Below are 10,551 nucleotides of genomic sequence, written 5' to 3'. Positions count from 1 at the left end.
CCTGGACAGCGCCAGCCTCGTCCATCTCCGCCAACCCAGAATCACGTTGGGGAGGGCGCTCAGCGCCCGAACCAGGCGGAGCCGCCGAAGGGCGCTCCGCGCCCGGTTCCGGCGGATCGCCTTAGGCGGCCGTGGCGGTGACCGGCCAGCGCAGTTCGACGACGGTGTTGTCCTCGTCCAGCTCGGTGCGGGTCACCAGGCCGCTCAGCGCCGCGAGCCGGGACTCCCGCCGGGGCTCGGCCACGCCGCCCGGCGCCGCGGGGTAGGAGATGAAGCCCTCGCCGCCGTCGCACAGCAGCGTCACCGTCACCCGGCCGGGCGGTGCCAACCGCAGCGTCTCGCTGAGCAGGTCGACGAGTTCCTCCCGGACGTCCGTGGCGACGGCGGCCAGCTCCCCGGCGACCTGGAGCACCACCATCGCGCCGCGCGCCTCGGCCGCGTCGATCGCGGTCTCCAGCTCGGTGAGCGGACCGGCGGGCCCGCCCCCGCCGGACAGCATCCGGCGCAGCGCCCGGGCCCGGCTCGCGCACAGCCGGCGGACGGTCTCCTCGCGCGGGTCGGCGCCGCCTGCCCCGACGGAGCGCAGCAGCGGCAGCACGTCCCGGTTGAGGCGGGCGAGCCGGCGGGCGCGGTCGCGGCGGATCGCGGCGGCGGCGTCCTGGCTCGCGCCGAGCTCGGCGTCCATCGCGGCCGCGGCCGTCGTCGTCTCCGCGGTCGCGCGCAGCACCGGCCCGGCGACCGTCACCAGCAGCTGGATCGTCGACACGCCGTAGAGCAGGCCCAGTAGCCGGACGACGTCCAGCGGCTGCGAACCGAGTCGCATCAGGCCGACAGCCAGCTCGACGCCGACGATCACCGCGACGGCGAGCGCCCACTGCCGGGTCGGCCGGGAGACCGTGATCGGGAGCAGCAGGACCGTCGGGGCCACCGTCCCGGCCCAGTCGTAGATCCTGATCACCTCGTCGCCGGGGGCCAGCGTCGCGCCGGTCAGGATGACCAGGGCGACGAAGGCGAGCACCAGCAGTGCCTCACGGCCGTCGAGGGGGCGGCGCCTGATGATCACAACAGTGCTGATCGCCCCGGCGGCGACCACCGCCCACAGCAGCAGCGACGCGACCGGCGCGACTGGATGCAGCGGCCCGGCCGGCAGGCGCGCATGGCCCCGGTAACCGATCGCCGGCAGCGTGAGCACGGCCACGCCCGTCAGTAGCGCGATGCCGACGCCGCGGCGGATCGCCTGTTCGTAGTCGCGGCGCAGGTCGGCGCCGTGCTCCGACTGGGCGACCGCCGGCTGCGCGGCCTGCCAGTGCAGCTCGACCCGGGTGCCGGTGCCGGGCCGCGAGAGGATTCGCGCCCACCCGCCGACGTCGACCATCCGCCCGTGCACGGACCCTCGCAGCCCGAGCCGGACCCGCCCGACGTCGTCGCCCGCGTCGCCCCCGCCGGCCGACGGTCCGGTGCCTTCGGCGGGGGTCGGGTCGAGGTGGGCCGCGTCGAAGCGGGCGGCGTCGAAACCGACCCCGGTGTCGTCGATCCGGATGCGCACGCCGTCCAGCCAACGGATCACGGTGACCTTGGCGGACGCGACGCCGGCGTGCCGGCGGACGTTGGTCAGCGCCTCGCGCACCGCGGCGGCCAGCGCGGCGGCGGCGTCGACCGGCAGGGGCTCCTCGGCCGGCGTCTTCGGGCAGTCGGCGGTCCCGCCGCCCCGCGCCGGGCGCCGCCAGCGCGGCCGCTGGACCCGGACGAACCGGTAAGCCACGGCCAGCCCGTCGTAGAGCGCCTCGTCGACGACGCCGGCGACCAGCCCGTCGAGGTTCGCGTCCGGGTCGTCCTGCGGTCCAGCCGCGGCGTCGCCGGCGCCGGCGAGCAGGTGCTCCACCTGGTCGACGATCCGCTGGCAGCGCGACCGGACCGCCTCCAGCGCCGGCGCCGGCTGGGCCGGTACGGCCGGCGCGGTCGCCGGGGGGCAGGCGCGGCCGGCGCCGCCCAGGCCGATGCCGGCCAGCATGTTCAGCACCGTGTCGTGCAGGAATCGCTCGTGCGCCCGGTCGGCGCGGGCCCGTGCCGCGGCGACCGCCTCGGCGCGGGCGCGGGCGCCGACGGCCTCCAGCCACGCGTCCGCCTGCGTCGCCACCCGCACCAGCAGCACGATCGACTGCCGCAGCGCGATGCAGATGAAGAGCAACAGGCCGGTCGAGGTCAGAACCGGCGGCCGGTGGTCATAGGCCGGCACGGCGTGCGCGACCGCGAGGATGAGCATCACCGCCAGCGACCAGCGGGTACGCAACGCGCAGACCGCGCCCATCCCGGCGAGCAGGACGGAGAAGAAGACCCAGGAGCTCGGGTCGCCGAGCGACGGGCCCGGGACCGTCCAGGGCGCGGTCAGCCCGATCGTCGCGCCGACCGCGACGTCGGCCAGGACGATCCAGCGCGGCAGTGCCCGACGGGCTGCGACGGCGACCCAGGCGACGGACCAGCCGAGCACGAGCGCCGGGCCGACCAGCCGCCACGGATGCGGGCCGTACCAGTCGTGCCACCAGACCGCCACGTAGGCCACCGCGTACAGCACCACGAGCGCGCGCAGTACCGCCAGCCCCCGAAAGATGACTGAGGCGAACGCGTCCAAGGCCCGGGCCGTCATCCAGTCCCCCACCGAATACGCCGCCTGCGCGGTCCCGTAGGACATCTACGATCGCGCATCCGGTGAACAGGCGGGCGGGTACCCCCGGATCCGGGAGCCGCCGGGCCGGTCGCGCCCGGCCCGGCGGTGGAGGTCAGGCGGCCGGGACGTCGACCCGGCTGGTCAGGACGCGGGCCTCCCGCGTGGCCGCGCGCTCCGAGTCCAGGAACGACCGGGCCGTGCAGATGAACAGGGTGCGGCCGTCGGCGCCGCCGAGCGCGCAGGCGTAGGTGCCCTCGTCGCCGGTCGGCACCTCGTCTACGACCTCGCCGCCCTCGCGTACCCGCAGCACCCGGCTGTGGTACGCGTCGGCGACCCAGATGGCGCCCTCGGCGTCGACGCAGATCCCGTCGGTGGCCGCCGGCCGGTCGTCGGCGGGCAGCTCGGCCACCCGGCCCGCGCCGCCCGACAGGTCCGCCCACAGGCGAGGGCGCGACAGGGTGCCGTCGCCGGTGACGTCGAACGCGGTCAGCCGGCTGTCGAACGTCTCGGCGAGCACCAGCGTGGCCACGACGTCGGACGGACCGCCGGCGGCCTGCGTCGAACCGGCCTCGCCACGCGGGATGATGACCGTGCCGTTCGGGAAGTTCAGGTCCTTCGCTGCGACGCTCGTGGTTCCGTCCGGGTCGATCCGGACCAGGACGGTCGGCTTGCTGGCCTCGCCGGACATCAGGTCGAAGCCGAAGTTGCCCGCGTAGGCGCGCCCCTGCGCGTCGACCACCAGCTCGTTCAGGCTGCCGCCGCAGTAGCCGGACAGGTCGGCGTGCACCACGAGCTCGCCGCCCGGCTCCTGGCGCAGCAGCTGCCGGTCGATCATCGAGACGACCAGCAGCCGGCCGTCGGGCAGCCAGCCGAGCCCGGCCGGGTGGCCGCCGTCCAGCCTGGCCATCACCTCGGCGTCCCCGGTCTCCGGGTCGACGGCGAGGACCTCCCCCAGGTACTGGTCCGAGACCCAGAGCCGGCCCTCGTGCCAGCGCGGGGCCTCCAGGAAGCTTCGGCCGTCGAGCAGCACTGAGACAGGGGAAGGCGACACGGAATCTCCATCCGTCGACAGGCGGCACCGCGCCGACGAGGCGGGGCGCCGGGAAGCGGCAGGGGGTTCGAGGCGGCAGGCGTCGAGTACGGCGCCCCGTGAGTCGACGCAGACGCCGACCGACGGAATCCGAGCCCACACCGTAACGGCGGGCGCCGGGCCGGCATCACCGACCTGTCGAAATCGGGATAGTCAGGGCGTCCGATCTGGCGGCTCACCCTGGCCGGATCAGGTTAGCGGCTGCTAACCCGAGCGGCCGGGACCGCCGGCACAGGCGGTAATGTGCCCGCATGCCTGGGCGCGCCGATCCGACCCGCGCCGAGGCCGCGTCACCAGAGTCACAGCCCGGCGGCGGCGCACGGCGGGACCAGTTGCTCGGCGCGGCCGCCCGGCTGATGGCCGACCGGGGCTACCACGGGGTCAGCATCAACGACATCGGGGCGGCGGCCGGGGTCTCCGGGCCGGCGGTCTACAAGCATTTCCCGAGCAAGCAGGCCATCCTGACCGAGCTGCTGGTCGGGATCAGCGAGCGCCTGCTCGCCGAGGGGACGGTCCGGGCCACCGCCGCGGCGGACCCGGACGAGGCCCTGGACGCGCTGGTGCGCTGGCACGTGTCGTTCGCGCTCGGCTCCCCCGAGCTGATCCGCATCCAGGACCGGGACCTCGCCAGCATGGACGAGACGGCGGCCCGGTCGGTGCGCCGGCTGCAGCGCAGGTATGTGGAGATCTGGGTCGCGCAGTTGCGGGCCCGCGACCCCGAACTGGCCGAGGACGCGGCCCGCGCCACCGTCCACGCGACCTTCGGCCTGCTCAACTCCACCCCGTACAGCGCCACCGGCGGCGCGGCCCGCCTCGGCCGCGCCCGGATGGCCGACCTCCTGCACCGCCTGGGCCTGGCCGCCCTGCGCGCCGCCACCTGACCGTTTCGGCCTGACCGCTTCGGCCTGACCGCGCCGGCCTGACCCCGTGGAGGCGGCCCGCAGCGAGCCGGGTGACATCAGGGCCACGTTGCCCCGATGTCACCCGGCTGCCGGCGCGGGGTCAGGCGCGAACTGATGCCTCGAGGTCGTGCACGAGGCCTTCGGCGACCTTCTTGGCGTCGCCGAAGATCATGAGGGTCTTGTCCTGGTAGTAGAGCTCGTTCTCGACGCCGGCGAATCCGGCCTTCATGCCGCGTTTGACGACCATGACGGTCCGGGCGGCGTCGACGTCGAGGATCGGCATGCCGTAGATGGGGCTGTCCTTGTTCGTGCGGGCGGCGGGGTTGGTCACGTCGTTCGCCCCGACGACCAGCGCGATGTCGGTCTGGGCGAAATCCGCGTTGATCTCGTCCATGTCGAGGATCTGGTCATAGGGGACGTCCGCCTCGGCGAGCAGCACGTTCATATGGCCGGGCATCCGGCCCGCGACCGGGTGAATGGCGAAGCGGACCTCGGCACCGTTGCGGACAAGCGCGTCGGCGAGCTCCCGGATCCGGTGCTGCGCCTGGGCGACGGCGAGGCCGTAGCCGGGGACGATGATGACCGAGCGGGCCGTCTCCAGCAGCATCGCGGCCTCCTCGGTGGTGGCGCTGCGGACCGGCCGTTCCTCGATGACACCGCCGGCGGCCGCCGAGGTGTCCGCCTGGCCGAACGCGCCGAAGAGCACGTTCGTGAAGGAGCGGTTCATCGCCCGGCACATGATGATCGACAGCAGCAGACCGGCCGAGCCGTCGAGGGCACCGGCGATGATGAGCGCCTTGTTGTCCAGGGCGAATCCCATCGCGACCGACGAGAGGCCCGCGTAGGAGTTCAGCAGCGAGATGACGGTCGGCATGTCCGCCCCGCCGATCGGGACGATCAGCATGACGCCGAACGCCGCGGCGAGCACCGCGATCACCGGGAACAGGAACGTCCGCGACGGGTCGGTGATGAGCCAGACTCCCGCCGCGACGGCCAGCGCCAGCGTCCCGAGGTTCACGAAGTTCTGCCCGCGGTAGACCTGGGGCCGGCCGGGCAGGATCTCGTGCAGTTTGCCGAATGCCATCAGGCTGCCGGTGAAGGTCAGGAATCCGAGCAGCACCTCCAGCGTGATCGCGGTCATCGTGAACGCGCCGATCTCGGGCTGGTGGTTGTAGTACTCGGCGGTGCCGACCAGACCGGCCGCCAGCGCACCGAACGCGTGGGAGAGCGCGATCCGCTGCGGCATCGCCGTCATCGGGACGAAGATCGCCATGAGCGCGCCGATCGTGGACCCGACGACGAACGCCAGGATGATCCACTTGAAGTCGACGATCTCTTTGTGCAGCAGCGTGCCGACGACAGCCAGCAGCATGCCGGCCTCGGCGGCGCGCAGGCCGCGCCGGGCGGTCTTCGGCTGGGTGATCCCCTTGAGACCGAAGATGAACAGGGCTCCGGCGGCGACGTAGCACAGCGGGATGATGTAGTCGTTCATCGGCCGACCTCCGGCGTCGCGACGGAAGCCGTCGAGGTACGCGTGACCTTGGCCCGCAGCCAGTCCCAGGCGCTCGGGCCGCCGGCGGGCGCGTCCTTGGGCGCCGCGCCGCGCGGGCGGAACATCTTCAGCATCCGGTCAGTGATCAGGAAGCCACCGACGACGTTGATCGTCGACGCGGTGACGGCGATCGTGCCGAGCAGTGTCGACACGACGCCCTTGTCGGACCCTGCGATCACCAGCGAGCCGACCAGGGAGATGCCGGCGACCGCGTTGGTCAGCGACATCAACGGGGTGTGGAACAGCGGCGGTACCCGCCGGATCACCTCGAAGCCGACGAAGCTCGCCAGCAGGAAAACGTAGAGACCGCTCTCGATCGCGGTGGACATGGCTCAGCTCCCAGCCGTGGTCGGGACGTCGGTTGCCTGGCCCGCCGCGGGCCCTGCCGGAGCGTCCGGCCCAGTCGGCTCAGCTGGCCCAGCCGGCTCGGCTGGCGCGGTGGGCGAGACGGCGGCGAGGCCGAGACGTTCACGCACCCGGGGAGCAACGACCTCGCCACCATGGGTGACGAGCGTGTCCGCGATGATCTGGTCGTCGAGGTCGAGGCGGACCGCGCCGTCGACGATCAGCAGCTTCAGGAAGTTCGTGAGGTTCTTCGCGTACAGCCGGCTGGCGTGCGCGGGCACCGTCGCCGGCAGGTTTGTCGGCGCGAGCAGCGTCACGCCGTCGACGTCGACCTCCGTGTCCGGCTCGGACAGCTCGCAGTTGCCGCCCTGGGCGGCGGCCAGGTCGACGACGACCGAGCCCGGCGCCATCGCGTGGACCATCTCGGCGGTGACCAGGATCGGCGCCTGCACGCCCTGCACCTGCGCGGTCGTGATCACGATGTCGCTGGCGGCGACCACCTTGCCGAGCGCCTCGCGCTGGCGGCGGTAGAAGTCCTCGCCGAGGGCGGCGGCATAGCCGCCCGTGGTCTCGGCGTCCGCGGCGTCCAGCCCGAGGTCGACGAACGTCGCGCCGACGCTCTCGGCCTGCTCCCGGGCGGCCGGGCGGACGTCGTACGCGGAGACGACCGCGCCGAGCCGCTTGCAGGTCGCGATCGCCTGCAGCCCGGCGACGCCGGCGCCGATCACCAGTGCCCGCGCCGGCGGCAGCGTGCCGGCGGCCGTCGTCAGCATCGGGAAGATCTTGTTCAGCCTGCTGGCGGCCAGCAGCGCGGCCTTGTAGCCCGCCAGCGTGGCCTGTGAGCTCAGCACGTCCATCGCCTGCGCCCGGGTGATCCGCGGCAGCAGGTCGAGCGCGAAGCTGGTGATTCCGGCGCTCGCGATCGCCGCGGCGGCCGCGGGCGCGCCCAGCGGGTCCGCGAGGCCGACGGTCACCTGGCCCGGCCGCAGCCAGGCGAGCAGCGCGTCCGCGAGGGTCGGGTCCGACCCCGGCGCGCGGACGAAGAGCACGACCTCGGCGCCGAGGACGTCGGTGGCCGAGGCGATCACCGCGCCGCGCTCGGCGTAGGCGGCGTCCGGGAAACCGGCAGCCGCGCCCGCGCCCGTCTCGACGAGCACCTCGTGGCCGGCCTTGCGCAGCCCGTCGACCTCCTGCGGGATCAACGCGACCCGCCGCTCTCCCACGGCGGTCTCATGTACGACACCGATTCTCATCGCGCGACGTGCTCCTTCCTGACGAGCGGGGCCGAGCCGAGAAGTCCGCCGCCGCCACCGAGCCGGCCGGAACTACGGCGAACCTGCCTGGTCATTCCGCGGGCGGCTACGCCGCGGCGGGTGAAGTCGTGATCGATGGGCCTGGCCGCCGGGCCGGCGCCTGGCGCCGATGGTGGTGCCGCTGGTCGTGGGTACACGGGTGACCTCTCTGAGCGAGTGGAACGCGGGAAACACCGGTCGTCCCGCCGGCGGTGTTCCGGCGGGCTTTTGACGCAGAGCAAACCAATGTGAATTGCGCTCGGGACTCATGACGCGGATGCGAATGAGTCGGCTGGCGGAAGGGAGAGCGGGCAGGTCGTCTGGGCAGGCGGGCTGTCTGGTCAGGCGTTGGTCTGGTCAGGAGTCGTCTGGGCAGGCGCGTGCTCGAATCGCCGGCGGAGGCGGGCCAAGTTCATCCCGCTCGCCGACACCATTGCGGTGGGAATATTTGGTACCGATACGGCGGTTCCAGGTCAATCACTTGTGTCTCAGTCGGGAATGTGGTCCGCCACGGCGGGCCGTCTGGCGCCTTGGGCACCGGCACCTGCCGGCACGCACCGGCCGGCCAGGGTGGCCCACGACCTGCGAGAACCCGGGCGCGTGGCGCCGCAATCTGTTGTTCACAACGTCCCCGCAGGTTGGGAACGTCACAACAAGGAGCATCCGCGCTCACCGAGCGGAACGTGACCCGACTAGACTCGATCCGGCGCCGAAAGACTGGCTACCCGCAGCCCGGCCGACACCCGGCCGGCTTTCGGAAAACGATTTCCAGATTTCATACAGTATTCAATCCGAAACGGCGATCAAGAAGCGGCGGCCGCGACGGGCGGGGCGGGAACACCGAGCAGGGTGTGCATCGCGCGCAGCGCCCAGGTGTCGGCCTCGGTGTCGCCGTGGAGCTGCCGGGCGGGATTGATGCCGGCGGCGAGCGACTCCAGGCTGAACACCAGAGCGGCCGGGTTCAGGTCCGCGGCGAGGTCTCCCGCCGCGACGGCCTTCTTGATCTCGGCGGCGAGGGTGCGCCGCCACCGGTCGGTGACGGCGGCCAGCGCGTCGTGGACCGAGCCGGGCCGGCCGTCCCACTCGTAGCTGGTCGCCGCGATGAAACAGCCGCCGACGAACTCGGGCGCCGCGGCATGGGCGGTCCACGAGGCGCAGACGCCGAGCAGCCGCTCCAGGCCCGGTCGCAGATGGTGAACCGGCTCCCAGACCCGCACCCGGAACCGCTCGGCGGCGTAGTCGAGCGCGGCGAGCTGGAGCTGCTCCTTGGTGCCGAAGTGGCCGATCACGCCCGACTTGCTCATCTGCAGGTCAGCGGCTAGCCGCCCGATCGTCACGCCCTCCAGGCCCTCGACGGAGGCGACGTCCACGGCGCGACGCAGGATCGCCGCGCGGGTCTCCAGCGCGTCGGCGGCGGAGCGGCGGCCGGTCACGCAGCGAGCATACCGACCGATCGTTCGCTCTTGAAGTACGAACGTTCGTTCGCTAAATTGCGGTCCATGAGCTCGCCGACCCCCTCCTCGCCGCCCGCCGCGACGTCGTCGCCGCGGCCGGCCTCGCCGGCCTCGCCGGCCTCGCCCGCTCGGCAGCAACCCCCGACAGCCCGGCCGCGGGCCCGGACGCCGCTGCTGCTCGCCTGCGGCGGCTCGTTCCTCGCCTTCCTGGACGCGACGATCACCAACCTGGCCGTCCCCAGTCTCAGCAGCCATTTCCACGTCGGCGTGACGGCCGTGTCCTGGGTCGTCACGCTGTACGGGGTTCCGTTCGCGGCACTGCTCGCGCCCGCCGGGCGGCTGGCCGACCTGTTCGGCCGCCGTCGGCTGTTCGTGGCCGGCGCGGCGCTGTTCACGCTGGCCTCGCTGCTCGCGGCCGTGGCGCCGACGCTCTCGGTGCTGCTGGTCGCCCGCGCCGTCCAGGGCGTCGGCGCGGCGCTCCTGATCCCGGCGTCGTTCGCGATCGTGCTGGCCGACACGGCGCCGGAACGGCGGGCCGCGGCCATCGGGCTGTGGAGCGCCTCGGCCGGGCTCGCGGCGGTGGCCGGCCCGGCCCTGGGTGGCGTGCTCGTCGACGCGGTCGGCTGGCGGGCCCTGTTCTGTGTGAACCTGCCGATCGGGCTGTGGCTGCTCGAACGTGCCGCCCGGCTGCCGGCCGCGCCGCCGGCAGCGGCCGGTCAGGCCGGCGTGCGCCGCGTTCCGGACCCGGTCGCGACCGTCCTGTTGGCCGCCGGCATCGGGGCCGTCGTCCTCGGGCTGACCGAGGCCGAGCGCTGGGGCTGGGCGAGCCCGGCCACCCTCGGCTGCCTGCTCGGCGGCGCGCTGGCCGTCGCCGCCGCGACGGCGCGGTCGGCGCGCCAGCCGGCTCCGGCCATCGAGGTCGACCTGTGGCGCAGCCCGGTCTACGCGGCCGCCAACGTCATCTCGGCGCTGTTCGGCGCCGCGCTGTACGCGTCGCTGCTGCTCGGCGTACTGGTCCTGGTGAACGTCTGGCACTACTCGGTGCTGACAGCCGGCTTCGCGATGACGCCGGCGGCCGGCTGGGCGGCGCTGGTCGGCATCGGCGTCAACCGGTCGCGACGGCAGCCGCCCCCGTGGGCGCTGGTCGTCGGCGGCGGCTCGGCCATCGCGCTCACCGCGGGGGGGCGCCGCCGGGGGGGGGCGGGGCGGGCGCCCCGGGGGCCCCGGATGGTGGCCGGCCGGGTGGGCCGC

At 73.7% G+C, this 10,551-nt stretch carries 7 protein-coding genes and 1 pseudogene; 2 read left to right on the top strand and 6 right to left on the bottom strand.

What is annotated here, in order from left to right:
* Positions 1-121: 121 nt before the first annotated feature.
* Both I6A60_RS34460 and I6A60_RS34455 read right to left on the bottom strand, forming a co-directional pair.
* A complete protein-coding gene (locus tag I6A60_RS34460; protein ID WP_203019475.1) occupies positions 122-2,689 on the bottom strand; it encodes an ATP-binding protein in 2,568 nt (855 codons plus the stop codon).
* Positions 2,690-2,777: 88 nt separating this feature from the next.
* Entirely contained in the window at positions 2,778-3,716 is a 939-nt protein-coding gene (locus tag I6A60_RS34455) for an SMP-30/gluconolactonase/LRE family protein (protein ID WP_203019477.1), read from the bottom strand.
* A 290-nt stretch (positions 3,717-4,006) separates the two neighbouring features.
* Between I6A60_RS34455 and I6A60_RS34450 the strand changes: the two genes are divergently transcribed.
* Complete coding sequence (locus I6A60_RS34450; RefSeq protein WP_203019479.1) at positions 4,007-4,636, top strand: TetR/AcrR family transcriptional regulator; 630 nt, start codon at positions 4,007-4,009, stop codon at positions 4,634-4,636.
* 121 nt (positions 4,637-4,757) lie between these two features.
* Here the strand turns inward: I6A60_RS34450 and I6A60_RS34445 are convergent, their stop codons facing one another.
* The 4 genes and pseudogenes from I6A60_RS34445 to I6A60_RS34425 all read right to left on the bottom strand — a co-directional run bounded on the left by I6A60_RS34445 (position 4,758) and on the right by I6A60_RS34425 (position 9,279).
* A complete protein-coding gene (locus I6A60_RS34445) occupies positions 4,758-6,149 on the bottom strand; it encodes an NAD(P)(+) transhydrogenase (Re/Si-specific) subunit beta (RefSeq protein WP_203019481.1) in 1,392 nt (463 codons plus the stop codon).
* 104 nt (positions 6,150-6,253) lie between these two features.
* A pseudogene (locus I6A60_RS34440) lies at positions 6,254-6,538 on the bottom strand (NAD(P) transhydrogenase subunit alpha); the annotation flags it as partial.
* A gap of 3 nt (positions 6,539-6,541) precedes the next feature.
* Positions 6,542-7,807, bottom strand: a complete 1,266-nt coding sequence (locus I6A60_RS34435; RefSeq protein ID WP_203019485.1) for an NAD(P) transhydrogenase subunit alpha — start codon at positions 7,805-7,807, stop codon at positions 6,542-6,544.
* Positions 7,808-8,649: 842 nt separating this feature from the next.
* On the bottom strand, positions 8,650-9,279 hold the full coding sequence (locus I6A60_RS34425) for a TetR/AcrR family transcriptional regulator (protein ID WP_203019496.1): 630 nt from the start codon (positions 9,277-9,279) through the stop codon (positions 8,650-8,652).
* A gap of 66 nt (positions 9,280-9,345) precedes the next feature.
* Between I6A60_RS34425 and I6A60_RS34420 the strand changes: the two genes are divergently transcribed.
* A partial coding sequence (locus tag I6A60_RS34420) for an MFS transporter (RefSeq protein WP_238436850.1) occupies positions 9,346-10,551 on the top strand: 1,206 nt, incomplete at its 3' end.

It is taken from the genome of Frankia sp. AgB1.9 (genome assembly GCF_016786355.1).
Classification (GTDB): Bacteria; Actinomycetota; Actinomycetes; order Frankiales; family Frankiaceae; genus Pseudofrankia.
Note: the sequence above shows the minus strand (reverse complement) of the source record. Positions and strands in the feature narration are given on the sequence as shown.

What these genes read in the sequence shown, in the direction of transcription:
- I6A60_RS34460 (WP_203019475.1), bottom strand. Translation starts at nt 2,689, where the DNA reads ATGTCCTACGGGACCGCGCAGGCGGCGTATTCGGTGGGGGACTGGATG.
- I6A60_RS34450 (WP_203019479.1), top strand. Translation starts at nt 4,007, where the DNA reads ATGCCTGGGCGCGCCGATCCGACCCGCGCCGAGGCCGCGTCACCAGAG.
- I6A60_RS34445 (WP_203019481.1), bottom strand. Translation starts at nt 6,149, where the DNA reads ATGAACGACTACATCATCCCGCTGTGCTACGTCGCCGCCGGAGCCCTG.
- I6A60_RS34435 (WP_203019485.1), bottom strand. Translation starts at nt 7,807, where the DNA reads ATGAGAATCGGTGTCGTACATGAGACCGCCGTGGGAGAGCGGCGGGTC.